At 52.4% G+C, this 26,839-nt stretch carries 33 protein-coding genes and 4 tRNA genes; 29 read left to right on the top strand and 8 right to left on the bottom strand.

What is annotated here, in order from left to right:
* Window positions 1–365: 365 nt before the first annotated feature.
* Window positions 366–539, bottom strand: a complete 174-nt coding sequence (locus QW772_01640; GenBank protein ID MEM0037622.1) for a hypothetical protein — start codon at window positions 537–539, stop codon at window positions 366–368.
* 66 nt (window positions 540–605) lie between these two features.
* Here QW772_01640 and QW772_01645 point away from each other — a divergent pair, with 66 nt between their 5' ends.
* The 5 genes from QW772_01645 (at window position 606) to QW772_01665 (ending at window position 4,878) form a co-directional block, all read left to right on the top strand.
* Window positions 606–1,199 carry a 30S ribosomal protein S7 gene (locus QW772_01645; protein MEM0037623.1) on the top strand — a complete coding sequence of 198 codons (594 nt, stop codon included), beginning with the start codon at window positions 606–608 and terminating at the stop codon, window positions 1,197–1,199.
* 77 nt (window positions 1,200–1,276) lie between these two features.
* A complete protein-coding gene (tuf, locus tag QW772_01650; protein ID MEM0037624.1) occupies window positions 1,277–2,587 on the top strand; it encodes a translation elongation factor EF-1 subunit alpha in 1,311 nt (436 codons plus the stop codon).
* A gap of 22 nt (window positions 2,588–2,609) precedes the next feature.
* Entirely contained in the window at window positions 2,610–2,921 is a 312-nt protein-coding gene (rpsJ, locus tag QW772_01655; GenBank protein ID MEM0037625.1) for a 30S ribosomal protein S10, read from the top strand.
* A gap of 210 nt (window positions 2,922–3,131) precedes the next feature.
* Window positions 3,132–3,216 (top strand) — tRNA-Ser (locus QW772_01660).
* A 195-nt stretch (window positions 3,217–3,411) separates the two neighbouring features.
* A complete protein-coding gene (locus tag QW772_01665; GenBank protein ID MEM0037626.1) occupies window positions 3,412–4,878 on the top strand; it encodes a tRNA uridine(34) 5-carboxymethylaminomethyl modification radical SAM/GNAT enzyme Elp3 in 1,467 nt (488 codons plus the stop codon).
* A 5-nt stretch (window positions 4,879–4,883) separates the two neighbouring features.
* Here QW772_01665 and QW772_01670 read toward each other — a convergent pair whose 3' ends face one another.
* Entirely contained in the window at window positions 4,884–5,555 is a 672-nt protein-coding gene (locus QW772_01670; GenBank protein ID MEM0037627.1) for a class I SAM-dependent methyltransferase, read from the bottom strand.
* A gap of 167 nt (window positions 5,556–5,722) precedes the next feature.
* On the opposite strand from QW772_01670, the gene QW772_01675 reads away from it, so the two are divergent.
* Together QW772_01675 and QW772_01680 are read left to right on the top strand one after the other, a co-directional pair.
* Window positions 5,723–6,214 (top strand): hypothetical protein, encoded by a 492-nt coding sequence (locus QW772_01675; GenBank protein ID MEM0037628.1) that lies wholly within the window; start codon window positions 5,723–5,725, stop codon window positions 6,212–6,214.
* A gap of 271 nt (window positions 6,215–6,485) precedes the next feature.
* Window positions 6,486–6,581 (top strand) — tRNA-Glu (locus QW772_01680).
* A 2-nt stretch (window positions 6,582–6,583) separates the two neighbouring features.
* Here the strand turns inward: QW772_01680 and QW772_01685 are convergent.
* Window positions 6,584–6,856 carry a YhbY family RNA-binding protein gene (locus QW772_01685; protein ID MEM0037629.1) on the bottom strand — a complete coding sequence of 91 codons (273 nt, stop codon included), beginning with the start codon at window positions 6,854–6,856 and terminating at the stop codon, window positions 6,584–6,586.
* Window positions 6,838–7,158: a ribonuclease P gene (locus tag QW772_01690; protein ID MEM0037630.1), complete on the bottom strand. Its 321-nt coding sequence runs from the start codon at window positions 7,156–7,158 to the stop codon at window positions 6,838–6,840. The genes QW772_01685 and QW772_01690 overlap by 19 nt, the downstream gene beginning before the upstream one ends.
* A 268-nt stretch (window positions 7,159–7,426) precedes the next feature.
* Here QW772_01690 and QW772_01695 point away from each other — a divergent pair, with 268 nt between their 5' ends.
* Window positions 7,427–8,113, top strand: a complete 687-nt coding sequence (locus QW772_01695) for a 16S rRNA methyltransferase (GenBank protein ID MEM0037631.1) — start codon at window positions 7,427–7,429, stop codon at window positions 8,111–8,113.
* On the opposite strand, the gene QW772_01700 is transcribed toward QW772_01695, so the two are convergent.
* The 4 genes from QW772_01700 to QW772_01715 all read right to left on the bottom strand — a co-directional run bounded on the left by QW772_01700 (window position 8,114) and on the right by QW772_01715 (window position 9,884).
* Window positions 8,114–8,200: transfer RNA gene (locus tag QW772_01700), tRNA-Phe, on the bottom strand.
* A gap of 47 nt (window positions 8,201–8,247) precedes the next feature.
* On the bottom strand, window positions 8,248–8,700 hold the full coding sequence (locus QW772_01705) for an archease (protein ID MEM0037632.1): 453 nt from the start codon (window positions 8,698–8,700) through the stop codon (window positions 8,248–8,250).
* Between the two features lie 73 nt (window positions 8,701–8,773).
* Window positions 8,774–8,866, bottom strand: a tRNA-Gly gene (locus QW772_01710).
* A 76-nt stretch (window positions 8,867–8,942) separates the two neighbouring features.
* Window positions 8,943–9,884: a trypsin-like peptidase domain-containing protein gene (locus QW772_01715; GenBank protein MEM0037633.1), complete on the bottom strand. Its 942-nt coding sequence runs from the start codon at window positions 9,882–9,884 to the stop codon at window positions 8,943–8,945.
* 143 nt (window positions 9,885–10,027) lie between these two features.
* On the opposite strand from QW772_01715, the gene QW772_01720 reads away from it, so the two are divergent.
* From QW772_01720 to QW772_01820, 21 genes are all read left to right on the top strand, one after another.
* Window positions 10,028–10,489, top strand: coding sequence for a 30S ribosomal protein S19e (locus tag QW772_01720; GenBank protein MEM0037634.1), 462 nt, complete (start codon window positions 10,028–10,030; stop codon window positions 10,487–10,489).
* Window positions 10,482–10,847 carry a DNA-binding protein gene (locus QW772_01725; GenBank protein MEM0037635.1) on the top strand — a complete coding sequence of 122 codons (366 nt, stop codon included), beginning with the start codon at window positions 10,482–10,484 and terminating at the stop codon, window positions 10,845–10,847. The genes QW772_01720 and QW772_01725 overlap by 8 nt, the downstream gene beginning before the upstream one ends.
* 5 nt (window positions 10,848–10,852) lie before the next feature.
* Entirely contained in the window at window positions 10,853–11,011 is a 159-nt protein-coding gene (locus QW772_01730; protein ID MEM0037636.1) for a 50S ribosomal protein L39e, read from the top strand.
* Window positions 11,012–11,021: 10 nt separating this feature from the next.
* Entirely contained in the window at window positions 11,022–11,348 is a 327-nt protein-coding gene (locus QW772_01735; protein MEM0037637.1) for a 50S ribosomal protein L31e, read from the top strand.
* Between the two features lie 2 nt (window positions 11,349–11,350).
* Window positions 11,351–12,025: a translation initiation factor IF-6 gene (locus QW772_01740; GenBank protein ID MEM0037638.1), complete on the top strand. Its 675-nt coding sequence runs from the start codon at window positions 11,351–11,353 to the stop codon at window positions 12,023–12,025.
* Between the two features lie 107 nt (window positions 12,026–12,132).
* Complete coding sequence (gene rpl18a / locus QW772_01745; protein ID MEM0037639.1) at window positions 12,133–12,390, top strand: 50S ribosomal protein L18Ae; 258 nt, start codon at window positions 12,133–12,135, stop codon at window positions 12,388–12,390.
* Window positions 12,391–12,392: 2 nt separating this feature from the next.
* The gene (pfdA, locus tag QW772_01750; protein MEM0037640.1) at window positions 12,393–12,872 is read left to right on the top strand and encodes a prefoldin subunit alpha; all 480 of its coding nucleotides are present in this window, start codon (window positions 12,393–12,395) and stop codon (window positions 12,870–12,872) included.
* A gap of 15 nt (window positions 12,873–12,887) precedes the next feature.
* Window positions 12,888–13,808 carry a signal recognition particle-docking protein FtsY gene (gene ftsY, locus QW772_01755; protein ID MEM0037641.1) on the top strand — a complete coding sequence of 307 codons (921 nt, stop codon included), beginning with the start codon at window positions 12,888–12,890 and terminating at the stop codon, window positions 13,806–13,808.
* A 12-nt stretch (window positions 13,809–13,820) separates the two neighbouring features.
* The gene (locus tag QW772_01760) at window positions 13,821–13,994 is read left to right on the top strand and encodes a protein translocase SEC61 complex subunit gamma (GenBank protein MEM0037642.1); all 174 of its coding nucleotides are present in this window, start codon (window positions 13,821–13,823) and stop codon (window positions 13,992–13,994) included.
* 12 nt (window positions 13,995–14,006) lie between these two features.
* The gene (locus QW772_01765) at window positions 14,007–14,486 is read left to right on the top strand and encodes a transcription elongation factor Spt5 (protein ID MEM0037643.1); all 480 of its coding nucleotides are present in this window, start codon (window positions 14,007–14,009) and stop codon (window positions 14,484–14,486) included.
* A 6-nt stretch (window positions 14,487–14,492) separates the two neighbouring features.
* Window positions 14,493–15,002, top strand: coding sequence for a 50S ribosomal protein L11 (locus QW772_01770; GenBank protein ID MEM0037644.1), 510 nt, complete (start codon window positions 14,493–14,495; stop codon window positions 15,000–15,002).
* A gap of 6 nt (window positions 15,003–15,008) precedes the next feature.
* Window positions 15,009–15,653, top strand: coding sequence for a 50S ribosomal protein L1 (locus tag QW772_01775; protein ID MEM0037645.1), 645 nt, complete (start codon window positions 15,009–15,011; stop codon window positions 15,651–15,653).
* On the top strand, window positions 15,650–16,735 hold the full coding sequence (locus tag QW772_01780) for a 50S ribosomal protein L10 (GenBank protein ID MEM0037646.1): 1,086 nt from the start codon (window positions 15,650–15,652) through the stop codon (window positions 16,733–16,735). Before QW772_01775 ends, QW772_01780 begins: the two co-directional genes overlap by 4 nt.
* A 110-nt stretch (window positions 16,736–16,845) precedes the next feature.
* On the top strand, window positions 16,846–19,605 hold the full coding sequence (gene alaS, locus QW772_01785; GenBank protein MEM0037647.1) for an alanine--tRNA ligase: 2,760 nt from the start codon (window positions 16,846–16,848) through the stop codon (window positions 19,603–19,605).
* Complete coding sequence (locus QW772_01790) at window positions 19,602–20,273, top strand: DUF434 domain-containing protein (protein ID MEM0037648.1); 672 nt, start codon at window positions 19,602–19,604, stop codon at window positions 20,271–20,273. Before alaS ends, QW772_01790 begins: the two co-directional genes overlap by 4 nt.
* A gap of 288 nt (window positions 20,274–20,561) precedes the next feature.
* Complete coding sequence (locus QW772_01795) at window positions 20,562–21,503, top strand: MoxR family ATPase (GenBank protein ID MEM0037649.1); 942 nt, start codon at window positions 20,562–20,564, stop codon at window positions 21,501–21,503.
* Window positions 21,500–22,684, top strand: a complete 1,185-nt coding sequence (locus QW772_01800) for a DUF4129 domain-containing protein (GenBank protein MEM0037650.1) — start codon at window positions 21,500–21,502, stop codon at window positions 22,682–22,684. Before QW772_01795 ends, QW772_01800 begins: the two co-directional genes overlap by 4 nt.
* Window positions 22,684–23,787, top strand: coding sequence for a hypothetical protein (locus QW772_01805; GenBank protein ID MEM0037651.1), 1,104 nt, complete (start codon window positions 22,684–22,686; stop codon window positions 23,785–23,787). Before QW772_01800 ends, QW772_01805 begins: the two co-directional genes overlap by 1 nt.
* Window positions 23,784–24,008: a hypothetical protein gene (locus tag QW772_01810; GenBank protein MEM0037652.1), complete on the top strand. Its 225-nt coding sequence runs from the start codon at window positions 23,784–23,786 to the stop codon at window positions 24,006–24,008. Before QW772_01805 ends, QW772_01810 begins: the two co-directional genes overlap by 4 nt.
* A gap of 24 nt (window positions 24,009–24,032) precedes the next feature.
* Window positions 24,033–25,436 (top strand): hypothetical protein, encoded by a 1,404-nt coding sequence (locus QW772_01815; GenBank protein MEM0037653.1) that lies wholly within the window; start codon window positions 24,033–24,035, stop codon window positions 25,434–25,436.
* Between the two features lie 5 nt (window positions 25,437–25,441).
* Window positions 25,442–26,782, top strand: a complete 1,341-nt coding sequence (locus QW772_01820) for a DUF58 domain-containing protein (GenBank protein MEM0037654.1) — start codon at window positions 25,442–25,444, stop codon at window positions 26,780–26,782.
* The last annotated feature ends 57 nt before the right edge of the window (window positions 26,783–26,839 follow it).

Raw genomic sequence — 26,839 nt, forward strand, 5'->3', positions numbered from 1 at the left:
TTCGAGTTCTAAGCTGGCTGACATGAGAAGCAGGGTCGATCCAGCGATTTTGTCATAGGTAGAGTTGGGGGTATGTGTGAGGTCGTACAGTGTGACGTTGCCCGAGATCGAGGTGTTGTTAAACGCCGCAATCCAGGGCCTAGCTCTAAACACGGAATCCCAGTGAGTGGATAGGAAACATGAGTCACTAGTGAAGCTCCTCAGCAAGGGGGTTTAGAAAATTATACGGGGAGATAGTTGAAGTAGTTAAGCGTTCTCACTACGGCTTTGGTTTTTTGGGCATAAGCTATTGAAGGCTTGGAGGTATGGGCGGTATGACAGGTGCAGATGCGGAGGTAGGTTCAAACATATATGAGTCCAAGCGGTTAGAGGGGCTCCATTATAGAGGTTGACGGGGAAACGAGTATTGCATGCCTTAGACCGGGCTTGAAGCCGAACCCTCCGCATGAAGGGAATGCAACCAAACCCTCACTCAAGGGGGTCAGCATCCCATCGAGCCACGCGTGATTCTCCATGATTAGAATGCAAACCCCCTCCATGCCTAGATCTTCGCGACTAAATCCTTATTAAGTCGTTTAGGTAATCTTTAGGTTAGGCTGAGTGCGATGGGCTTAGAGGAGTCTGGTGTAAGGCCTCTGGAGGTAAAACTCTTCGGTAAGTGGGGTTTCGACAATATAGTCGTCAGGGACCCAAGCCTTAAGAAGTATCTCTCGTTGAGGCCTGCCTACGTACCACATACTGGTGGTAGGCATGAGCACAGGAGGTTCGGTAAGGCAGGAGTACCCATAGTTGAGAGACTGATTAATCACCTTATGAAACACGGTAGGAACGCTGGTAAGAAGCACTTAGCATATAACGTGGTCAAGAGGGCCTTTGAACTCATCCACCTCAGGACTAATGAGAATCCGCTGCAAGTCCTCGTGCGTGCCGTGGAGAACTCAGGACCTCGTGAGGAGACGACGAGGATAATGTACGGTGGTATAGTGTACCATGTTGCGGTCGATGTAGCGCCTCTGAGGAGGGTTGACCTCGCTCTGAGGCACATGACTGACGGCGCTAGGCAGTCGGCCTTCAAGTCGGCGAGATCGATAGCCGAGTGCCTCGCTGATGAGATAATAGCTGCGGCGAGCGGTGACCCGAAGAGTTATGCCATATCTAAGAAGGAGGAGATAGAGAGGATAGCCCTAAGTTCAAGGTGATGGAACGTATTTTTAAATGCGTACGTAAATTTTATAAGGAATGTGAAACTATCTATGTGTGGTAAGGTGATGAGTGAATGAGCAGGCCGAAGAAGGAGCACATGAATCTAGTGGTGATCGGGCACGTAGACCACGGGAAGAGCACTTTAGTAGGTCATACCCTACTTAAGCTAGGCGCTCTCGATCCTAAGATGGTCAAGGAAGTTGAGGAAGCTGCCAAGAAGGCAGGTAAGGAGTCGGAGAAGTACGCGTGGTTCCTCGACAAGCTCAAGGAGGAGAGGGACAGGGGCCTCACGATAGCGCTGAGCTTCATGAAGTTCGAGACACCTAAGTACTACTGGACCATCATCGACGCTCCAGGACATAGGGACTTCGTTAAAAACATGATAACGGGGGCCAGCCAGGCCGACGTCGCGTTACTGGTGGTGTCGGCCAAGACAGGGGAGTTCGAGGCCGGTATGAGCAGGGAAGGTCAAACTATGGAGCATATAGTCCTAGCCAGGACTATGGGCATCGACCAAGTAGTCGTTGCGATAACTAAGATGGACATAACTGAGCCCCCGTTCAGCAAGGACAGGTACTTGAAGGTTGTTGACACCTTGAAGAAGTTCATGAGGGGTCTTGGATATAAGGTCGAGACGATACCGTTCATCCCTGTGTCCGGATGGTTGGGCGAGAACCTGACTGAGAGATCGCCTAACATGACATGGTACAACGGACCTACCCTCGTCGAGGCTCTAGACTCCATGCAGCCACCGCCTAAACCTGTCGACAAGCCTCTCAGGATACCTGTTCAGGAGGTGTACTCCATAACGGGCGTCGGGACCGTGCCTGTAGGCAGAGTGGAGACCGGGAGGCTGAGGAAGGGAGACGTGGTAGTCTTCATGCCCGCCGGGGTCTCAGGAGAGGTCAGATCTATAGAGATGCACCACGAGCAGATGGATGAGGCACTGCCGGGCGACAACATAGGCTTCAACGTCAAAGGAATCTCCAAGACAGACATAAAGAGGGGTGATGTAGCAGGTCACCCTCAGAACCCACCTACAGTGGCTAAGGAGTTCACTGCCAGGGTTTACGTGGTCCAGCACCCGACAGCTATCCACGTCGGGTACACGCCGGTAATTCACGCGCACACCGCGTCGGTGGCTTCCAAGATAACCGAGATTATAGGCAAACTTGACCCTAAGACAGGCCAGATAGCCGAGAAGAACCCGCAGTTCATTAAAGCAGGCGAGTCAGCCGTCATGAAGTTCCAGCCAATTAAGCCTATGGTGGTCGAGAAGTACAGCGACATACCTCAGCTGGGGAGGTTCGCCTTAAGGGATATGGGGAAGACAGTCGGGATAGGTGTCATAATGGACGTAGTGCCGGCCGAGGTCAAGAAGTAAAAAGTCCTGAAAGGGTACTATAATGACGTCTAAGGTAAGGATAAGGCTCTGGAGCACTAACGTAGAGCACCTGGACGACGTGACTAAGAACCTAGTAGACATAGCTAAGAAGGCAGGCGTTAAGATAAAGGGTCCAGTACCTCTGCCGACCAAGCATCTAGTGGTCCCTTTGCTTAGACTACCGCACGGAGAGGGAACGAAGGTCTACGAGAAGTGGGAGATGAGGATACATAAGAGGCTGGTCGACGTAGATGCGGATGAGAGAGTGATGCGTCAGATAATGAGGATAAGAATACCTGACGACGTTTACATAGAGGTAGAACTGCTCAGGTAATCCGGGTTCAGGAGCTATTTTCAGTCTTTTAGGTTTGGCGCGTGCACTTTATGTTTTTAGCGTTCTCGGCGCGTGTCCCCCGTTTCTAGTGGAAAACCCATGAGTCTGCTGAGCGTCCGCTAAAGGGAAACATTGTAAGACCGTATTTCTCGCATACTAACTTGCCCGGCGATCATTTTATTTAAAACTTTACTGAGGTATATCTAATTGGCCGGGGTGCCCGAGCGGTCCAAGGGGCTGGCCTTGAGAGCCAGTGGGCGTAACGCCCTCGCGGGTTCGAATCCCGCCCCCGGCGTCATTCTCATCTAGTTCGTGGTTGTTTGTATGTCCAGTAATATGTAAGTAGTGGGGAGTAGCTCTAGGTTAGGTGGAGCGAGTTAGGGAAAGCTTTAAGCGTGAGCAACGAGGTCCTGATAGACATGCTGCATAGTGCGGGTAGGGACTCTGAAGGTCAAGTCTATATTAAGTTCTTTATCTAATCCCTCCTGTAGTGAATGGGTTAATGGGTGTGGAGGTCGGCGTAAGGAAGGTGACTAGAGTCTTATCCGGGGTTGCTCCAGTAGCAATCATGGCTAGACCTCACCCATGTCCGCATGGGAGGTGTATTTACTGCCCTGGCGGGCCGGAGTTCAGCACTCCGCAGTCCTACGTGGGCGAGGAACCCGCCCTAATGAGGGCTAAGAGAATTAACTACGATCCGTACCTCCAGGTCCACACGAGGCTGAGGCAGTATAGAGATCATATAGGGTGGTACCCATCGAAGGTTGAGCTGGTGGTTATGGGCGGTACCTTCCTTGCGTACCCTCGGGATTACCAGGTTTGGTTCGTCACTGAGGCCTTCAGAGCTATGAACGACTTCCCGAACCTTAGGGACCCCGTGGCAACGACGTTGGAGGAAGAACATATGAGGAATGAGGGTGCGGGTGTGAGATGCGTCGGTTTAACGCTGGAGACCAGGCCTGATTGGGGGTTGGAGAGTCATGCTGACTTAATGCTGGCACTCGGCGCCACTAAAGTTGAGTTAGGTGTTCAGAGCATCTACGACGAGGTTTTGACGCGGGTTAAGAGAGGTCATGACGTTTCACACGTCATCAAATCGACGAGGATACTGAAGGACGCTGGTTTCAAAGTAGCGTATCACATAATGCCCGGCCTTCCTGGCAGTGACGTGAGCAGGGATCTAGAAATGGTTAAAACCATCTTTGAGAATCCTGACTTCAGGCCTGACTACCTGAAGATATATCCAACTCTAGTCATGGAGGGCACGGAGCTCTACGAGATGTGGAAGAGAGGGGACTACAGGGCGTTGAGCACTGAAGATGCGGTTGAGTTGATATCGGAGATGATGAGGTACATACCTAAGTATGTGCGGGTTCAGAGGATTCAGAGGGACGTGCCGGCCCCGCTAATCATCGACGGGCCTAGGAGGGGCGACTTAAGGGAGTTGGTAGAGGAGGCCTGCGTGAGGAAGGGCATTAAGATAAACGAGATTAGGTGGAGGGAAGTAGGCAGAGCATCGCTGAAGAGACCCACACTAATCAGGCATGAGGATCTCGAACTAACTAGAACTACGTACCAAGCCAGCGAGGGAATCGAGGAGTTCCTGGCCCTTGAGGACCACGCGACCGAAGCAGTGGCTGGGATACTCAGGCTGAGGATTCCTTCACAATACGCCCATAGACCAGAGGTCTCGAGCGGCAGGAAGGCGTTGATCCGCGAGCTACACGTCTACGGCATGCCGGTAGCTCCTGGGACTCAACCCAAGTCCTACCTGGAGTGGCAACACAGAGGTATCGGCAAAAAACTGATGGCTGAGGCGGAGAGGGTGGCCTTTGAGGAGTACGACGTCGAGGAGGTTCTGGTGCTCTCCGGAGTTGGCGTACGTGGGTATTACAGGGCTTTAGGCTACACAAGGCACCCTAGCTCACCCTACATGTGTAAGAACTTGAGGGGTTAGGTTCCTCACCCTTTGACGGACAGGCAATAATAGTTCTTGCTTGGTGCTTCACTCCCCTCTTGAGGTCTGTAAACCCCCCTTTCTATTACTTTGAATCCAGCGTCCCTGAGATCCCTCGCAAGCTCACCGAGGCTGTAGAGGTGGTATCTCCTGCAGGTAGTTTTAGAGCATCTGGTGAGATCCCAGGGACTCTCCTTCCTGTAGAGGATGTAGGAGTGAAAATCCCTCAACACCTCCAGCACTAGCATCGGTTGCCACCTACTCCACACGACGGTGAGGAGGAGCCCATGCCCCCTCAATATTCTGTGGCACTCCCTCAAAACTTCCAGCCTGCTGTCGCGTGGCATGATGTGATGAAGCGACGATATCAGCAGAATGGAGTCCAGTGACTCGCTTCTCAGAGGGGGGAACTCCATGTCAGCAAGCACGGGATGCAGTCTGTGAAGATGTCCTTCGGCATGTTGCTTGAGGAACTTCGTGAGCATCTCGAGCGAGATGTCCACCAAAATGCCTTTTAAATCACTCTTTAATGCGGCAATGTAGGTAGCGTTCTGGCCAGGCCCTGAGCCTAAATCCGCAAACCATGAAGTGCTTTCCTTCACTGCCTTACAAACTATGGGCCAGGGTCTCCTTCTGTAGCCGCTCGCAATCAGGTCATACTCGACAGTCAGCCGCACCCCCAATACCTTATACTTAAGCGGCGATATATCAATAAATCCCTGAACTCGAGTCCTGGGAGTTCATCAACTGGTGCGGGGTTCTATGACGTCCTCAACTGGGTGGATATATTAACCGCTCTAGTCTTAATTAATGATGTGATGAGAAGAGGGTCTAGTGAGTTAAGATGAGCGATGCCGGAAATGCTGAGCCTCTGCTTAAGGTCTTCAAGAGACTCACGTATGTGATGGTTTTCCTCATCATCTTCGCACTGACCCTCGCGATAGTTAACATTTTATTTCCAACGTCCAATGCTTATGCGGATTCCGCGCAACGCACGCTCATAGTCTTAAGCGTGTCATCGTTCACAACGCTCGTCATATCGATGGCGTTACACGTAGCCCTGCAATCCAGGACTACGTGGGGGGTTCTCCTCATGAGTTGCACGCTCTTCATAATAACGTACTACACTTACCTAGGCAGCAGGATCATCTCAAGCAACCTAAGCGTAACTCCATACCCACTGTTCATAGAGCTCAAGAATGGTGCCCGGTCAGTGTACGTACTGGACCTACCTCAAATCATCGTGGCAATGCTCGTCATTTACTACCTACGTAAGCGAAGATCGTCCCACATATCTAAAAATCATCGTGAGGGGTACGAAGCATTAACGGCTTAAAGCACGTGACCCTACCGCTCTCCACCCATAGTTGCTCTGGATCCCTGTGAGTTGGTTCATCACGGACTCCACGACTGCTCCATCCCGCCAGTCCGAAGTAGCAAGTAAAAGTAGCGGCGCCGGCGGTGGAGGGCTGGCGATCCTTAAGTGGTCCGGCGCGTCAGCATCGGCCAATCGAGCTAAGAGAAAAAAGAAACCTTAGCGGAGCTTAAAGCCTGAAACGGTCGATGACCCTAACACTTATAAGCTCTTGTTTTATTTTTGTTTTGGCGCCGCGGTAGTATAGCCCGGTCAAGTATGCGGGCCTCTCGAGCCGCGTCAGCGAGGAAAGCCCGTGACCCGGGTTCAAATCCCGGCCGCGGCACCAAATCAGGCGGGCTGCTTTCTACGCGCTATCGTGAATGTGTGACCTCTAACGTCCCTTAACTCCGCACCTAACTCTGTTGAGACTTCCAACGCCAACCTCTCTACATCAACACGACCTGCGGCCGTCCTCAGAACTTTGACCTTGACGGTACCTTCTCTCTCCAAGTACCTACGTATCTCGTTGAGAACCCCCTCATTCAGTCCTCCCTTACCTACCCTCACTCTAGCTGGCTCGCTTAAAACTCTCCCAAGCTTCCTCACTTTCTTCTCATGCATGGTTGCCGCATCACCCAACCACAATGTAGGCACTTCAGAGTTATTATAACTTGCCTTCTGTTACCCCTCAACCTGACCCTTGCCGACAGCCCAGGCACTAAAGGAACGTGGCATCTCCTGCAGATGTACCTCCTATATGGAAGCGGTCTCCGGACGCCGGCCTTACGTAGCAATCTCAAGCCCAACTCCACCTGCTCACGCGCTATGTTAGGTCTTCCCTCATGAATCATCACGACCGAGGTATCGTACAATATCATGGCTCGTTGCACAGCTAGATCCCTCAGCAAGCTTCGTCTCCTCACCAACTCAGCACCTAATTATTTTGTAGTATCAATAATTAGAATCGCTTGGAACCTTAAACCAGGTTTCAAGCCATCATTAGACCCGTTAGACTTCCTGCCAGGGGTGGAAATGCAGGTCGTGTTAGGCATGAGCTACGAGCGTTACCCCTCCGATCGCATGGGTGTTTACATGCTGAAATATGGGGCAATATTAAAGTGATGGAAGTAGCTAGAAACGTAGGGAATGCTGTAAGTGCTATCGATCTGGAGGGGTCGCAGGTGATGTGACGTGTCCTCACTCAAGGTTGTGATCGCGGAAGCCTCGTTGGAGCCTGTTCCAAGAGAGATATGCATGCATCCAGCAGTGCTTAAGAACGCTAGGCTCAGAGGTAAGAAGCCTACGGAGGTCCTTCTTGATAAGTCCATACATTACCACGCGATGAAAGACCTCCCCAACGCTGGTAAGAGGGGGAGGCCGGATATAGTCCATATAGTGTTGCTTGAGCTGCTCTCATCGCCACTGAATATTGAGGGGAGGCTTCAGGTCTTCATACATACCTGCGGGGACTACGTTATCGAGGTTAGCTCTGAAACTCATATACCGAGGAATTACAACAGGTTCGTCGGTTTGATGGAGCAGCTCTTTATATCAGGGTCCACACCGCCAGACTCTGAGAAACCACTCCTCAGACTGTATCCCTCTACAATAACGAACCTGCTTAGAAAATTGGATGTTCCGGGAGCCATATTGCTGGATGAGAAAGGAACCCCAAACAGTCCAAGAAGCGTATGTAGAGAGGCCCTTAATGGAGGGTTTCCAGTTATTATCGGGGGCTTCCCGCACGGCGAATTCTCTGACGAGGTGGTTGCTAACGCGGTAGCCACCTACTCAATCTATCACAAACCCCTAGATGCGTGGGCAGTTGCATCCATCCTCGTCCATTCGTGTGAGGAGGTACTCAAGATAATTCTTTAGTGGTGCCGCCGCGGGGATTTGAACCCCGGACACCCCGGTATCCGAGAACCTTCAGCCGGGTGCTCTCCCGGGCTGAGCTACGGCGGCCCGAATAATTAGATACCTCAGGGATTATTAAATCTTTCAGACATCGTTCACAAATCAAGCACTGTGCTGACGTGCCAGCAGCCGTCGTCCTTGAATATCTTCATTAGTGAGTACGTTACGGCTTTAACTTCGTTCCTGACCTCATGCTTGTCGAGGTCGACAGGCTCGCCGCACAGCTCCCCGAGGAATCTAAGCGGTTTGCTAAGGTCTGCGTTACTTCTGACCTCCCCCTCGAAGACTATGTTGAATTGCGTGAAGGCCAGCCTCTCCACGTTATATACTATCAGTAAGTCTTCAAGCCATCTGTAGAGAGCGTTGTAAGCGTCCATCCCCTCATCCACCACCAGCTTCCTCACCCTGCACTCAACTTTAGAGGTGTTCAACATGACGTCGAAGAGCGCCCTTCCTGCGTTCGCGAAGGCCTCCTCGAGGGTTTCCCCGAGAGCCTCGAAATAGGCGTCTCCAACGTGTTCCAGGAACCTATATCCACTGCAACCCACTCTTACCACCAGCTACTCACTACGTTCCGAAACTTAAATGATGTTTCCATCGTCCAACTGGAGTGGCTGTCAGTGGTGCGGCGGCCGGGATTCGAACCCGGGATCTCCGGCGCTCCTCTGGGGCCTTGGAAGGCCGGCGTCCTAGACCAGGCTAGACGACCGCCGCCCCAGTATAGAGTTACCACCGCCTCAATTTAAACTTTAAGTCTTTGAATGCTGGACCTTAATCATTATAACTACTTTCAGTACAGCCTCTCCACCACGGGCGGCACGCACTTGCTGAGAGTCTTACGACCTCTGACTATCTTCAGGTCAACGCATTCTGACTCTATGTTCCCCTCGACCGCCGCCCGTAAATCACTCACCTTCCTGACGGGTTTCCCACCTGCCTCAACTATTATGTCACCCACCGTCAGACCCTGCCTATCTGCCGGGGAGCCTGGAACCACGTTGACTACCACAACGCCCTCACTGACCGGCAGGTCGTAAAGTTTAATCGCCTCCTCTGTTAGTGGTGTCACGTAGACGCCGAGCCAGGCCCTGACCACTCCTCCGTACTCCTTGATCATCTGGACGAATCTCTTTACCGTGTTTATTGGTATTGCGAAGCCTATGCCCTGCGCGTACGGTATTATCGCGGTGGCCACGCCCACCGCCTTACCCTCAACATTAACCAGGGGGCCGCCGCTGTTGCCGGGGTTTATCGCTGCGTCTGTTTGTATCAAGTCCTCGAGCGCTATGTTCTCACCCATTATAGTCCTGCCCAGAGCGCTTACAACACCCATGGAGACCGAAGGCCCCGGCAGACCAAGCGGAGATCCTATAGCGAACACTAGATCCCCCACCTTGAGGTCGTCTGAGTCTCCTAAGGGAAGGGGCTCCACGTCCTCTACGCCGACCCTGAGCAATGCCAGATCCCTGTACGGATCGGTTACAAGCACTTTAGCCCTCTCCTTGCCGCGCTTCGGCATGAGGACTACAACCTCCGTAGCATTCATAACTACGTGCGCGTTAGTAACTATGAGTCCAGGCCCTATGAAGAACCCTGACCCAGCCCCTCTAGCCTCCCTATACCTGAAGAAGATGTCGATGCTGGGAACTAGCGTGAAGACCGTGACAACGCTCCTGGAACTCCTCCCTACTAAGTCTGATATCTTAGAACTGAACTCCCTTAGCTCCAACATACCACCCACATCAGTAATGTCGCAGTGACTCAAATAAACGTTGCTAATGCATTTAGTCATGACTGGCGTAAAACATCCTGGGCTCGAGGGAATAAAGCTTAATAAAACCGAACGCTTAATTTGATGGGAGGGAGAGTGGCTATATGGTGCACGTGAAGGAAGTGCCGGCTGACCTGTTTATTGAGGAGTTAGCTAAGTACTTGGAGGAAAATGTGAAGACCGTTAAGCCTCCCGCATGGTCCGCCTTCGCCAAGACAGGATCCATTAAGGAGAAAGTTCCTGAATCCAGTAACTGGTGGTATGTCAGGGCGGCAAGCATACTGCGGAAGCTCTACATAAGCGATGAGCCTATAGGCGTAGGTTCTTTCAGAAACATCTACGGCGGACTAAAGAAGAGGGGTTCGGCCCCCCCTCACTTCAGGAGGAGTGGAAGCTCTATAGTTAGGCACATGCTCCACCAGCTAGAGGTTGCAGGCCTCGTGGCTAAGGTTGAGAAGAGGGGGAGAATCCTATCCCCTAAAGGCCGGTCTATCCTGGACAACATAGCTAACAAGGTCTTCGAGAAGCTGGTTGCAGTGAGGCCTGAGATGAGTAAGTATGGGTGACGGATACATGAGCAACGAGTACTACGACACCGACTTAGAGGAGATCAAGAGGAGGCAAATGGAGGAGCTCCTTAGAAGGCAGGAAGAGGCTAGGAGGAGGGAGGAGGAAGTAGCTCGGGAGGCTCAAAGGCAGGAGGTTTTACGCAGGTCGATGACCCCTGAAGCCAGGGCTAGGCTAGCTAATGTCAAGCTGGTTAAGCCTGAGTTAGCCAGGGCTGTTGAAGACTACATAATCAACCTAGCCCTTTCAGGACAGCTGAAGGAGCCTGTGGATGACGATATGCTCAGAGAGATTCTGTACGTCATAGACGCTAGAACAAGACGTGACTATAAGATAGTGTTTAGGGAGAAGAGGTGATGTAGGTGGCTAAAGCCAAACATGTGGCCAGGAAGTTGCGTCTGGCCAGCGAATCTAAGAGCAACTGCGCGGTGCCTGTGTGGGTGGTGGTTAAAACCTTAAGGAAGGTCCCCTGGAGGCCGAGGCTCAGGCACTGGAGGAGGAGCAAGCTAAAGAACGTGTGAGGTGGGTCATGTGGTCGAGGGCACAATATATGTGATAAACCTCAACAGGCTCAAGTGGACTGGACTCGCCAGAAGGAACTTCAGGGCGGTAAGATATGTGCGTGAGTTCGTCAAAAAACACGCCAAGGCTGAGGAGGTCGTCATTGATGCATCGATTAACGAGTACCTCCTCTCGAGGGGTGCGGACAACCTGCCAGCCCGAATAGCCGTGAGCGTGAATAAGCTTGATGAGGAGGGCAAGATCGTCAAGGCATCCCTAGCGATTCAAATCATTGAGCGGGGGTCTAAGGGGTCTGGGGAGGGGGGTGGCCAGCGCTCAGCTGGGACTGAGGTATAGCTATGGTGCTTGAGAAGCTCAGGATCTTCGGCAACCCGAACGTCGGGGTCTACGTTTTCACTAACAACAGAATCACCATAGTTCCTGAAGGGATTCACGAAGAGGCTAAGAAAACGTTGAAGAATGTTCTTGGAACTGACTTAATTGAGGTTAGGATCGCTGATTCAACGCTGATAGGGGTGCTTGTGGCGGGTAATGACAGAACGGTCTTACTTCCTAAGATAGTGAGGGACGAGGAATTGGACAAGCTTAGAAGCGCTGGTGTGCCGGTGAAGGTCATCCAGACGACATTCACCGCATTAGGTAATGTGGTGTTGGCCAATAATAGGTTCGCCCTGCTTCACCCCGAGGTAAGTGATGTGGAGGCCGACCTAGTGCGGAGTGAGCTGGGCGTGTCTTCGATCAGGAGGGGGGCCGTTGCCAGAGTGCTCACGGTTGGGTCTGTGGGGGTTCTCAACGACTACAGCGGCGTCTTTCATCCTGACTCCAATGATGAGGAGTTGAAGAGTCTTGAGGAGTTCTTTGGCGTTAGAGTTGGGACGGCCACCGTTAACTTCGGCGTCGGTTTCGTTAAGGTCGGCCTAATTATGAACAATAACGGCGCCGTCGTCGGGGAGCTGACTACAGGTCCTGAGATAATGAGGTTGATGGAGATCCTGAATTTCGCAGGATCTTAAGCGACTTCAGACCACCACCTTTGCTGACCACGGGCTGATCATCCGTACCTGAGTCCCCTGATGTACTCTTTATAAGCCTTGTCAATCACTAATGTATGGTGTGAGCTGTGGGTGATGAAGTAAAGACATTCAGGATTGGCGGTGTCGCGCTCTTCAGCCCCGACAGGAGCAGGTTATGGCAGAAGTTCACCGTCGAGGTCAGGGCCCTCAGCAGGGAGGAGGCTCTTGAGAAGGTCTACTCCCTGATGGGTAGTAGGCACAAGCTTAAACGTGAGCATTTAAAGATATTTGAGGTTATTGAGATAAGTCCTGAGGACGCTAGGAGCAAACACGTGAGGGAGTTAGCCAACATTAAGGGTTGGTGAAGTTGAGCGCTAGGAAGGAAGTAGGTGAGAAGCAGGTAGTGAGTTTTGAGGCGCTCCTAGCACAGTTGACGGAGCTCAGGAAGTATATAGAGGCCTTACAGAATCAGCTCAACCAGATACAGGACGAGTTGAACGAAGTCAAGTCCAGCATGAACGCTTTAAGCGAGTTCAAGAATGCCGGCGCTAGCGAGTTCCTCGCACCTGCCGACCGGAGAGGTTACGTCCTCATTAGGGCTAGTCCCCAGAGCGTTGAGAGGGTCATAACCCACGTAGGTCTGGAGTACTACGTCGAGCTGCCACTTGATAAGGCGCTCGATGTTTTGTCTGGGAGGGAGAGGGAATACAGGGGGTTTGCCGACGAACTTCAGAAGGAGTTGGTTAAGGCGGTAAGGCACTACGAGAGGCTTGAGAACCTGGTTAACTCTATCATAGCTCAGGCCAGACAGGTCGGAGTGCAACAATCCAAAACGTCTGGCTCGTAGTGAAGAGTGGTTAACGTGTTTCGTAGAATCAGAGAGGCGGTCTCTAGTCTTGTGGAGAATTTAGGAGAGGTAATTAGTAAGAAGGAGTTAAGTGAGAAGGAGTTCAACGCCACCTTCGACGAGTTTCAGTGGCTCTTACTTGAGAGCGACGTCGCTTTTGAGGCAGTTGAGGTTTTGCGCGCTAAGCTGGCAAGCAAACTAGTCAACGCCAAGATTCCCCGTTTAAGCGACCCTAAAGAGTATGTACTCAACGTGATTAAAGATTCTATAAGGGAGCTGCTGGAAGGCAGCATGTTCGGTAGAGACTTAAGTGATGTGGTCGGGGACTCGCCTAAGCCTTACGTGGTGGTGTTTCTGGGGGTCAACGGGGTTGGTAAGACCACCACCATAGCTAAGGTGGCGTATAAGCTCGCTAAAAACGGGTTGAAGCCACTGATAGTGGCTGCCGACACGTTCAGGGCTGGAGCTCTAGAGCAACTGGATATTCATGCCAACAGGGTCGGCGTACCCATACTTAAGGGTAAGTACGGCGCCGACCCTGCGTCCGTGGCTAAGGACGGCGTTACTCACGCAATCAAGAATAAATACGACGTCGTGCTCGTGGATACTGCTGGGCGGATGCACACCGACAGGGACTTGATGGAGGAGATCAGAAAGGTGATCAGGGTGGTTAAACCTAACTTGAAGGTCTTGATTCTCGACGCCTTGGTAGGGAATGACGCGGTAGCTCAGGCGAGATGGTTCGACGAGGTCGCGGGAGTTGACGCGATCATACTCACTAAAGTTGATGCTGATGCTAAAGGTGGTTCAGCCTTAAGCATAGTGCTGACTCTCGGGAAGAAGATCATGTACGTTGGTGTTGGTCAGAGCTACGATGACTTGCTACCCTTCAGTCCAGAGTTAATACTTAATAATCTCTTTAACACTAGAACTTAGTGCGGTGAGGCAATGAAGCTGGATGAGATAGTGACTATGTGGAGGAAGATCATAACGATTTCCGAGAAGCCTGAGAGCGACGAGTACAGGACCTTACTTAAGGTCACTCTAGGAGGGTTAATGCTAGTTGGCCTTCTCGGCTTCGTTATCCACTTAGTACTTTCTTACGTTCAGGGGTATATTTAGAGGTGTCTCGCGTTGAGCGATGCTGAGGGGGTGAGGCAGGGCGGGAGGCAACTCAAGTACGTTATCCTGAGGACTACTGCCGGTCAGGAGCTTAACGTGGCCTTGATGCTTGAGTCGATGATAAAGAATTCGGGCACGAAGGGCATCTACTCGATAGTAATACCTCCTAAGGTTAAGGGCTACATAATAATAGAGACTGAAGGACACCACATAGTTCATAAAGTAGCTAAGGATATAAAGCATGTAAAGGGGCAGGCCATGGGCTCGCTGACGGAGGATGAGGTGGAGAGGTTGATTAAGGTTACCTCACCGCTCGAGGAGTTACATCCGGGCGATGTGGTGGAGGTTATTTCAGGCCCGTTTAAAGGCTTAAAGGCTCAGGTCGTAAGTGTTAACTTGATCAGAAAAACGGTCACCCTGAACATACTGGAGGCCTCCTTCAAGATGGAGGTCACCCTGCCTGCAGATGACGTTAAACCGGCTAAGAAGTGATGAAGCATGGTGTGGCGTACTGTAAGGTTGAAGGTTAAGGGAGGGGCAGCGTCCCCGCAACCTCCTGTAGGGCCCACTATAGCCCAACTGGGGCTTAAGGTCGATGAAGTAGTTGGTAAGATGAACGAGGTGACTAAACACCTCAAGGACGTTGAGGTGACGTTACTCATTCACGTGGACACTGAAACGAAGAATTACCGACTGGAGGTGAAGTCACCCTCAACTACTTCGCTCTTACTAAGGACGGCCGGCGTCTCGGAGCCCTCGGGCGATCCAGCACATAAAAAGGTGGGCAATCTAACCATGGATGACGTGGTTAAGGTCGCGTTGATGAAGAAAAATGAGATGAACGCTAAATCCCTGAAGGCCGCGGTAAAGACCTTAGTATCTTCTGCCTCGACTATAGGCCTCACTATCGATGGGAAGGAAGGTAAGGAGGTGCTCAAGCTCATCAACAGGGGTGAGTACGATCCGATACTCCTTAAATATGAGGGTGAATGGAAGAAGGGTGGGTGATAGTGGATGGTCTTAAGTGAGGAGAAACTGGCTGAGGCAATAAAGACTGCCTTGGAGTTAGGGAGGGGCCGTAGATTTAAGCAGTCTGTAGAGCTTGTAGTGGTCTTTAAAGGCGCTGATCCTAAAAGCTCTGAAGTTAAGTTCAGAGATTTCGTGCACCTCCCTAAAGGTTTGGGGAGGGGATCGAGGATCCTGGTCATAGCTTCAGGCAACCTTCAGTTGCAGGCTAGGGAAGCCGGGGCCGACGTCCTAACTCCAGACGACCTCAAGAACCTCTCCAAGAGGGATGTGAGGAAGATATGCAGGAGATACGACGTTTTCCTAGTTCAGCCTGACCTGATGACTCAGGTCGGCAGGACTTTAGGCCCTGCTCTAGGACCTCGAGGCAAGTTCCCGATACCCGTTCCCGCGTCAGCCAATGTCAAGGCCCTAATATCCAGGTACACCAACTCGACCAGGCTCAGGAATAAGGAGCAGGCATGGGTTGGTTGCAGGATAGGGAGCGAGGAGATGCCCTTGGAGCACCTGACGGAGAACGCCATGTCGGTGATAAACTTTATCAAGAGTAAGTATACGAAACCCCTCGAGACCACCGCTAAGATCTACTTCAAAACCACGATGGGGCCTGCGGTGGAGGTGGAGATGCTGTGAAGGGCTCGACTAGGAGCAAGCTGGTTAAGTTAGTGGAGGTTCTACAGAACGAGAGGATGCTTAGGAAGGGCGTGGAAAGAAGATCCATCAAGGAGAAGGAGGCAATAGTTGCTGAGATTAAGAGGTTGGTATCAAGCCATAGAGCGATTGGCTTGATAAACATGGAAGGGGTTCCGTCAAGGGAGCTCAGCAATATTAAGGAGGTCCTGAGTAAGTACGGCGTTATCAGAGTCTTCAACAACACTCTCGTAGCTAGGGCTCTTAACGAGCTCAGACCACGAGGCGTGGAGGAATTCATCAACTACCTGACCGGCCCCAACATGCTGATATTCACTGACCTCAACGCATTCACGCTGGCCAACTTAGTGGATAGGGTGGTTATGCTTAGGTACATTAAACCCGGGGAGAAGGCGCCCTCAGACATATACGTTCCCGAAGGACCTACTGGAATACCGCCTGGCCCCATGATGTCTGTGTTTGGTAAGCTTAAGTTAAGAACCATGGTTAAGGAGGGCGTCATATGGATAGCGAAGGAGTCCAAGGTCGCGTCAGCAGGCGACGTAGTCAGTCCTGAGCTGGCCTCGCTCCTCCGGAAGCTTGAGATCAAGGCGTACCCAGTTAAGCTTTCGTTAAAGGTCGTATGGGATGAAGGAGTTGTCATACCTAAGGACAAGTTGAGGCTAGATGTTGAGAGCTTCAGAAACGAGCTACTGTCCGCAGTCCACACAGGGAGAACGCTGGCTCTTGAGACAGCCCTACCCCTGCCTGAGGTAATGCCTGAAGTCATAAGTAGAGCCTACCTAAGGGCCGTAAGGCTGGCTGGTGAGGCTGGATACGTGACTCCGGAGACCGCCCCACTAGTCTTGAGGAGTGCTGCAGGTGTGGCTCAGGCTCTAGCTGGCATCCTGATGCAGAGGAATCCAGAGTTGAACCTCCCGGTAGCCCCTCAAACAGTTGCGGTGGAAGCGACTCCGACCTCACAGAAACCCTCAGAGGAGGAGGGAAAGCCTGAGGAAGAGGGTGAGGAGAAGAAGGTAAGTGAGGAAGAGATAGCTGAAGGAATTTCGTCACTCTTCGGCTGAACCTAGCATTGCTCTGTGAGGGCCTAAGCCTCTAACACGCTTAGCCAGTCAACAGTAGAAATAATAAATATTATCAGACCGTTAGATATTTCATAAGTTAGGTGTCGATAGTGGTGGGCAGTTCGGAGATATATAAAGTCAGGATGTTCGAGAGGGAGGGGTTCAGCAGGCTTGCGTGCAAGGTGTGTGGGGTTAACTTCTGGTCTAAGGTCGTTAGGGAGGACTGTAATGACGCGCCCTGCTCGGATTACACATTCTTTAATCTGAGGCTAGGTTCAGGCCCCCTGACGGTTAAGGAGGCAAGAGACAAGTTCCTCAACTTCTTCAAGAAACACGGGCACGAGGTCGTAGAGCCTTACCCGGTCGTGGCTAGGTGGAGGGACGACATCTACTTGACGATAGCGTCTATAGTGGTTTTTCAGCCTCACGTCACGTCAGGGCTCGTCCTTCCCCCAGCCAATCCTCTGGTCATAGCTCAGCCGAGCGTAAGGCTTGAGGACATCGACAGCGTTGGATACACGTTCGGAAGGCATCTAACAAACTTCATAATGGGCGGTCATCACGCCTTCAACTATCCTGGCAAGGAGGTGTACTTCACGCACGAGACGGCCGAGTATGCCAGGGAGTTCTTCACTAAGGAGATAGGCGTGCCTGAGGGGGAGATAGTTTTTAAGGAGTCTTGGTGGGAGGGCGGGGGTAACGCTGGACCCTGCTTTGAGGTCGCCGTCGGGGGTCTTGAGGTAGCTACCCTGGTTTTCATGATGTATGACTCGCTGCCCGACGGCACCTACAAGGAAATGCCTCTCAAGATAGTTGATACTGGGTACGGCATCGAGAGGATTGCCTGGCTGACTCAGAAGTCCCCGACAGCCTTCCACGCCATATACGGTAGCTTACTCAGTGATTACCACAGGATCCTCGGTGTTGAGGAACCTCCTGAAGAGGTGTTGAGGGCTAGCGTTAAGTACGTCGGCAGGCTCAATCCGAAGAACGAGGCGCTCTACGTTAGGCTTAAGGGCGAGGTTTCAAGGGAGTTAGGCATTAGCCCCCCTGAGCTTGGAGTCATTCTCGATAACGCCATAAAGGTTTACGCGTTACTGGACCATGTCAAGACGGCCTCACTTCTGCTGGCCGACGGCGTGGTTCCATCAAACAGTGGTGAGGGTTATCTTGCGAGGCTCGTGTTGAGGAGGATCTTCAGACTCCTCACATCGCTTAAAGCAGATCTGGGAAGCACGTACACGCTGTTTGAGAAGCAGGTTAAGTTCTGGAGCGACCTCTACGCTCAACTCAGAGGTAAAGAAAGCTATGTGGAGGACGTCCTGAAGCACGAGCTGAGCAAGTACCGCGAGACTCTTGACAGAGCACCATCCCTAATCCTGAAGTACTTCAGGAGAGGGTCACAGGGGTTGAGCGGGGAGGAGCTCATGGAGCTGTATGACAGTCACGGAATACCACCTGAGGTGGTTGCTGAGGTAGGTAGGGAGGCGGGCATAGAGGTTAAGATACCTGAGGACTTCTATAACAAGTTAACCGCCAGACATTCTAGGGCGCCAGTGCGTAAGGAAGAGAGGGTTAAGGTCCCGAAGGAGGTGGTTGAGAACGTCATGAATCTAGACCCTACCGAGCAGCTATTCCATAAGGATCCATACCTGAGGGAATTCACGTCGCGCGTTGTTAAGGTGGTACAGAACTATGTGGTTCTTGAGAGAACCGCCTTCTACCCTGAGGGCGGGGGTCAGGAGCCTGATACCGGCTACCTGTACGTAGGTAGTGAGTCGTACAGAGTGATCGATGCCCAGAAGGTTGACGGCGTTATACTGCATAAGGTGGAGAAGTCCATGCCCGAATCGTACGTCGGCAGCGTTGTGAAGGGGGTTATCGACTGGGAGAGGCGGTATAAGTTGATGAGGCATCACACAGCTACACACATAATACTGGGTGTCGCTCGGAAGGTGCTTGGAAGCCACGTGTGGCAGGCGGGGGCCGAGAAGACTGAGAAGGGGGCTAGGCTAGACATAACTCACTACAAGTCACTCACAGAGGATGAGGTGAGGATGATCGAGGACCTGGCCAATAAGGTTATCCTTGAGGGCAGGGAGGTCAGATCCCGCCTCATGCCCAAGTATGAGGCGGAGAGGAAATACGGGTTCGTTCTGTACGAGGGCGGGGTTGTTTTGGAACCTGTGATCAGGGTGGTTGAGATAGAGGGTCTGGACGCTGAAGCCTGCTTCGGGACCCACTTAACCAACACAAGGGAGGTCGGCGCGCTCAAGATAGTTAGGACAGATAGGATAGCTGACGGTGTGGTAAGGCTTGAGTACGTAGCGGGCACTCAAGTGAGTGAGTATGCTAGGGAGTTGGAGGGCAAGATAAGGACCGCGGAGGGGTTGGTGGGCGGGGATCTGACCCTCCGTCTCCAGGCATTACTTAAGGAACTGCAGGACATGAAGACGAAGATTTCCGTCTTCAGGAAATCGTACTTGAAGGATTTCATCAACACTGTCGAGTCTTCAGTGAAAGTGCTTAAGGGTTTGAGGATCTCGGTAGTGAGTCTGGACGTGGTTGATGAGGAGGCGCTACGGGAAGTTCTGAAGGATCTTACCGGACGCCATGAGAACCTCATACTCGTTGTACTAACACCCAGGGATGCTGGCGGCATGAATGTGGAGATCTCCGAAGGATTTAAGGCGTCCAGGGAGTTGCCCGCAGGCAAGCTGATGAGGGAGATGGCGCTGGCTTTAGGGGGACGCGGTGGTGGCAGAGGGGATCACGCCACAGGCTACGTGGCGGTCAGCGACGTTAGGAGTGTTGCCGACTTAGTGCTTAAGCTTGTTGAGAACATGGTAGGGCAAGGTAATCCTAGTTGATTAACTCAATTAGAATCGAGGTTATTGAGGCCGCCAGGGACTACAAACACCTGCTCAATAGAGGTTACAATCAGAAGGCAGTGCTCGACCTAGTCACCTCCAGGTACGGTTTAAGCAGCGTTGAGAGGACATTACTCCTTAGATGTATACACAGCGACAGTGATGCGGAGTCGATAAGGAAAAAACGTGTGGAGAGCGTGTCCCACATGCACGTTGTCATTGACGGTTATAACGTGTTGCTCACAGTCCATACGGCCGTGGAGGGCTTAAACCTCTTTCTATGTGATGACGGTTTCGTCAGGGACTTAAGGAAGTCGTACAGGCGAGGTGTAGTCATGGACAGCCTTGAACGCGTCGTCAGTCTGCTAGGCGTGGAGCTAGGCAGATTGAAGCCTGACTCAGTAACGATAGTGTTGGACAAGAACGTCAGTCACTCAGCCCAACACGCGGAAGCGCTGAGGAGCGTTGTAAAGGACTTAGCGGAGGTAGTGTTAGCCGATAAGGCAGACACGAGAGTAATAGGGGAGAGCGGCGTAATAGCGTCAAGCGATTACGTTGTAATACTGAGAGCGTCCAGAGTATACGACCTAGCAGGACATATAGTGAAAACTCACTATGGTGATAGGATAATAGATATCTCACAATATTTAAGGCCGTCTAAGTGCTGATGGGGAACTCATCGGAGCTCACGAAGTACTTGATCCATCTAGGTTCTTGAAGACTTGGTTTTCTCACATTTAAGACATGTGTTGAGGTGTTTGATGTGCGCAGGAGCCCGGGCCTATGTGGTGGGCCCGCCGGGATTTGAACTCAGGGTAGGAGTAATGCATCTGAACCAAGCCCAGATTACCAGAAAACTAAAACAACCTAGTTAATGAACACGGGCAATCACCGGTTTGATTCAAGTTCTGCACCGCCAGTTCACTTTATATACTTGCCTCTTTTCTCTAAACTTAGTGGTGGTTCTGGTGTTTGGAAAGGTGTTAGATGTCCTAACGTCTTCGGATATTCTCATAGAGAAGGAGAGAGAGGTTAAGATGATCGTTGCGTGCCTCCTGGCTAGGGGGCACGTCCTCCTCGAGGGTGTTCCCGGGGTGGCTAAGACCACTATGGCTAAGGCTGTCTCTAGAGTTCTCTCCCTGAGGTTTAAGAGGGTTCAAATGACTCCGGACCTCCTGCCCATGGACATAATAGGTGCGTACATATACGACCAGAAGAGTGGGGAGTTCATGTTTAGGGAGGGACCCATATTCACCAATATTCTCCTAGCAGATGAGATTAACAGGGCTTCCCCCAGAACCCAGTCAGCTCTGCTCGAGGCTATGCAGGAGAGGCAGGTAACCATTGAGGGTAGGACGTTCAAGCTTGAGGAGCCCTTCATAGTTCTAGCCACGCAGAACCCCGTGGAGTTGGAGGGAGTATTTCCGTTACCTGAGGCTCAGCTCGACAGGTTCCTAGCTAAAATCGAAACAGGTTATACCTCGACCAACGGCTTCAAGGAGATGCTCAAGAGTATAGACAGGATAGATGAGTCCATAGAGAGCCTCAAACCCATCCTGACCAGGGAGGAAGTATTGACAGCTATAACTGAGGTTACTAAGGTCTCTGTAGAGGATTCTGTTTACGACTACATAGTCTCGATAGTTGAGGAGACTAGGAAGCACCCAGCTGTAAAACTCGGTGGGTCCCCTAGGGCTGGCATAGCGGTACTGAGGCTCTCCAAGGCGTGGGCATACATACACGGAAGAAACTACGTTATACCCGACGACGTTAAGACTGTTGCTGGCGGAGCACTAATACATAGAATCATACTGAAGCCTGAGTACGAGATCGAGGGGGTCTCCCCAACATCCATCGTGGATGAGGTACTGAAGAAGGTCCCGGTGCCCAAACCTTGAGGGCAGTACACTACTTACCGGTTCTGCTAGCCATCCTAGTACTCAACGTTGCTATAGCCTACGCTCAGACCGACAGACACACGCCGGGCTTCCCAGACGCCATCATCAACGAAGCGCTGAGTAAGATGGGGCTGGATCCAAGGTTGTTTAACACCCTAAACAACGTCTTGAGGTCTGCGGCAACCAGTGGACTCACAGACGCCGACATAGCTAACGCCATGAGGAGCGTCTTGGAGTCTGGCGCTCCATACGAGGACGTAGTTAAATCACTCAACGTTCTGGACAGCCTCTACGGCTTCTCCGAGTCTGGAGTGCCTATACCGCTTGAAGCACTACACGACCTGGCTAACAGCATAGGTAATACTAGACTCCGCGAGCAGGTGAATTCCCTAATCGACGAGTACGCCTCAGGCACGGTGACGCCGCAGGACATCGAGTCTCTGTTCAAAATGATGGAGTCTACATACTCAGCGGGGGGTGTGGACCCTAAGGACGTGCTCGTAGCTACTGAGGTGTCCAGACTTGTAGGTAGGTCTATAGGATACGCTGAAGTCGAGAGCCTAGCTGAAAGACTCGCTGATGTTCTAACGAGGACAGGGTTCTCCCTAAAACCCGAGGTCGTTGAGGGAGTAACAAAGGTCTTGGAGACTCTCAAACCATCCGATACTTATACCAAGCCGCTTGACCCAATCATCCCGGACCTAGGGAAGTTCGACAGCTCCCTACCGAATCTCTTACCTAAGGCATCGGCTGGTCTCACCGCACCATCTGTTCAGGTTCCGAGGGTAGACCTATCGCTTATAGCCTACGTTGCGGTTCCGATAGCGGTAGTTTTAGGCTCCATCGCACTGTTTAGAGTGTTTAACCGCCTATCCAGGGCTCTATCCGGCATCGTGCGCCCACATACTAGCAACGTACACCTCCCCGAGCTGGGGGTTGGGTCACTGAGAACCGCTGTAAGGAACTACTGGACTGGTGTAAAGTTCATCGAGTCTAAGCACGGCGTGGTTAGACAGCCGTGGGAGACCCACAGGGAGTACCTATCACGTGTAACGGTCGGTAGGGAGGCGTTCGAGGGGTTGACTGAGGCGTACGAGCTCGCTAAGTACGCCCAGCTGGAGTCTAAGGAGGTCGACGGGAGGAGCGACGCGTACCTGAGGAAGCTGGTTGGTGGTAAGTAATGCTACACCTGCTCTTCAAGGCTCTTCCACGCATAGTGGTTCTCGCCACCCTCCTCGACGTTCTGACGGCTTCGGCTACCAACTTCCTGAGGCTCGCCTTCGACTTCCCCAGCGTCATACCAAGTCTAGCTGTCGACCCCGTTAGAGCCGTCGCCGGTCTCGCGGTGTTCCCGCTTGCGGTGGCATCCGTAGCCTTCCCCTCCCCAATGATGCTCTCGCTGGTTTTCGTGGCGCGGTCCATTAGCGTTATGGGTGTGGACCTCGGCTTCGCCTCCAGGTTCCTGCCGACGCTACTGGTGCTCTCCCTACTCGACGTGTTCTCCAGCCGGTACAGGAGGGGACAGGAGAAATATGTTAGGTACTCGAACCTCTTATTGTCTCTACCGTTGCTGGTCGCCTTCATCGCCCCACTAATAATCGTGCCGATAGCTGTAGAGGGCTTCATCAGTGCACTGCTGAACGCTGTAGTAAGCTCTGCTGGGAAGACCCAGATACTGGGGTTACTTTCAGCCAACCCTCTCTTCCCGCTGATGGTAGCCGTCGCTGTAGGGGTGGCTCTGTACAAGTACATGTCGTCTCTCTCGGAGACCGCGGTGGTGTTCCTAGCGAAGCCCAGAGACCTAGCCATGGAGAAGCTGAAGGGGACTGAGGACTTAGACGTTTGGTTGAAGTTCCCCCTAACCTCGGTTAGGAACATGTTGTTGGCGCTGGTCTTCGCCCCACCCCTGTACTACGCCTCGATTATAGTCCTAGAATTTGTCTTACAATTCCTCAGGTTCCCGTTAGGAATCTTAAACATTGCGGTGAGGGCTCTAACGCTGATAGTAGCTTCAGCAATTGTGTGGATGGTTGTTACTAAGATGTTTAGGGGGCTCGAGCTGAACGTGAAGATCGCTCTGATCCTCTCTCTGGCATCTGCCGCAACAATGTATGTAGCGGGGGTGTACCGCTCTATGCGAGCTGTAGGTCTCTCAGTGGACGCCTTCCTGAGACCGGACCTCCTAGGTGTAGTAGAACACATCGGGGAGGTCTACATCTCCTACTACGATACCATCTTTTTAACCCTGGACTACCTACTCAAGATGGTTGGTGTGGCACCATGATTCGCACCCTAAAGAAGTACTCCTACCTGATCTACCTAACCCTGGGTACAGTGTTGCTAGCACTCTCGGTAATGTTCATGATGCTCTCAGTAGGATACATGGAGAGAGCTATGGTGGCAACATCGCTGGTATCCCTGCTCGTAGCGTTCACGCTACTCTCGTCGGCCCTCTACGTCCTCAGGCTGTCCTCATACGTTTACTCAGTCTCTAGAGAGAGCTAAAGTCCCTGCTGGTAGGTGTCCACCGTGAGTAGGGGAGAACCCCCAACCCTCACCAGAGAGGTGAAGGTAGTAAGTACGGCAGTAATGCTTCTACTAGTATTGATAGCCATCATAGCAATGATTGAGAAAGGACCCCCGCTGATAGCGGTCTACAGAGGCGCCTCACCATTCAACACCGGTCCCATAGGGACCTTCGAGCTTGTGAAGACCCTCAAAGACCTCTACCCACAGACCGTAGCGATCAGGTCGTACGATGAGCTCGACCAGCTGTTTCAAGGAGCTGAGAGATGTCTCTTCATAACGATCTCACCGGAGGTCGGGTACACGAGGTCTGAGGCTGAAGACGTGGTTAAGAGGCTCAGAGACTGTAGACACCCAGCGGCACTGATCGCCGACGAGAACGTCACTTCAAACTCCCTCCTCGAGGCTTTAGGATCATCTGCGAGGGTATCTGGTAAAGCAGTCCGCAACCCGATCACGGGGCTCCCCTACGCCACAGCCCTAATCACCCTGCCCACTAACTCCAGCTACCTTATAGTGCTGGACAAGGCATCCTCGGTGCTAGCTCCACAGCACACGGTGGTAGGCGTTGCGGAGGGCGGGGAGCCGGTGATGACTCTAGAAGATGTTGGCTGGGCAAGGGTCGCAGTGCTTGGCGACGGGTCTCTACTCCTCAACCAGGTCCTAACCTCTAACGTGACTTCGTACAGGGATATGGTCTTAGAGCTCGTCGGCTACCTATGTGGAGGTAGCACAGACTGTAGAGTTACTTTAGACGGGTCTAAGTACGAGTCAGTTGACGTCGAGGCGGACACGCTAGAGAAGAGAGTGGAGTTACCCCTCTACGCCGACCCCTTCTCACTTGCTCTGCTCACAGTACTCAGGACGATCCACCCAGCGTACTGGTTCCCACCGCTAGTCTCACAGGTAAACAGCCTAGTCGAGTACGCTAAGAGCCTAGCGTATGTAGCCTCCATTCTGGTCCTGGCGTCGACTGTTGCGATGTATAGGTACACCTCTAGGAGGGTTCAGACAGTCTCCGACGGAAGGCTCGAGGAGCAGAAGGAGGTTGAGCTCTACCTAACCGGTGAGCTCAGAGACACCGTGATGAGGGGTAAGGTGTCCCTGGATAAGGGGGACTTCACGAAGCTCTTCGAGCTCGTGGACTCTGCGGTCAGGCTCACCTACGGCGTAGGTCTCTGCGAGACAGACGCTGTAAAGGTGTTACCGGTAGGTGATAGTGGCGGTAGGTACGTTAGGGATATGTGCAGGCTCTACGCTAAGGCTTCCGGTAGGAGGAGACTACCGATAGTCCTATCCTGGAACAGGACCACCAAGAAGATGATTAGGAGGAGCGAGGAGTTCCTCAAGACCATGGGTCAGAGCCTCACTAAGGAGAGGGGCGTTGAATACGTGCTACTGAGGTGATCGTTGTGGAGGTCCTACCGCAGGAGGAGTCTATAACAGCTACTCAGAGGGCTAAGGCTCTACTGGTGATCTCCGCACTCTTCACAGTCTTCGGAGCCCTCTACTCACCCTACCTACTCAGCATCGGGGTATCCCTCCTAGTATTGCTAGCGTGCCTGAGGCTCTACGCAACGCTGGAGCTCTACGCAGTATCTAGGTGTAGAGCCACCGTATCCAGGGTTTTCGCTGTCGAGGGGGAGGACGTAGAGGTACGCGTAGTGATCGAGAACCCGACGCCGGTCCCGGTCGTCACTGCCGAGGTTTCCGTAGCCTATTCTCAGTACCTGAAGCTCGTAGGGGGTGTTAGAGCCTCACTCATTATAATACCCGCCAGGGGCTCTGTCACCCTAACGCTTAGGTTTAGGTCTAGGGTTGGGAGGCACGCCGTAGGTCCTCTGAGGCTGGCTGTGAGGGATGTCTTCGGGTTCTTCAGGTTCGACTACACCGTAGACGCTACCGGGGCGGTGAGGTGCGTTCCGAGGGCTTCGGAAACCACGGTTAGGAGGCTCATGGTCTTCACCAGGACCACGGGTCTTACGAGGAGTAGGAGGGCTGGGTACGGAGTGGAGCTGTACAGCATTAGGGAGTACAGGGTTGGGGACGACATTAGGAGGCTGGTCTGGAAGTACCTGGCGTCTAAGCGTAGGCTAGTGGTTAAGGAGATGGAGCTGGAGACCATGAACAGAGTAGTGTTCGTGGTGGACGGAACCGCCGACAGCCTCGCAGGACCGTATGGGCACACGCCATTCGAGTACGCCAGCAGGGTGGTAGCATCCATATCCAGCTACCTGTCGAGACGTGGGGACCTGATGGGGGTCGTAATCTTCAGCGAGGACGGAGTGTACAGAACGCCTAAACTTGCAAGGAGCTACCGCAGGGTTCTAGAGCCCTTCGCAGACTACGCACCGAGCGGGAGCGGGAATAGGGACGCTGAGAAGAGGGTAACAGCACTCGAGAAGGCGTTTAAGCAGGTTGTGTCAATGCTACCGAGGGAGAAGAGCCTCGTCTTCTTCCTCGCCACGAACCCGGACCAGCAGTACGGGCAGACCCTCTCGGATACTGCCAGGAAGCTGGTGCCCCTCGGTCACGAGGTGTACGTAGTGCTACCCCTGGTAACAACATTCGAGATAAGAGGTATGCCCGAATGGGCTCAAGCCGCATACAGGGTCAAGACCTTCGACCTAGTCAAGAGCTACCTAGAGTACGCTAGAGAGCTGAGGAAGCGTGGAGTCAAAACCATAGTAGCTGGAGCACAGCACGTACCCCAGGTAATCGTGTCGATGCTAGAAGCAAGATACGGATACTAAGCGTAATCATATATAAAGCGGTGTATTCCAGTTTTCCCACGGTGTGTTACTTATTGA

This window comes from Zestosphaera sp. (genome assembly GCA_038727705.1).
Taxonomy (GTDB): domain Archaea; phylum Thermoproteota; class Thermoprotei_A; order Sulfolobales; family NBVN01; genus Zestomicrobium.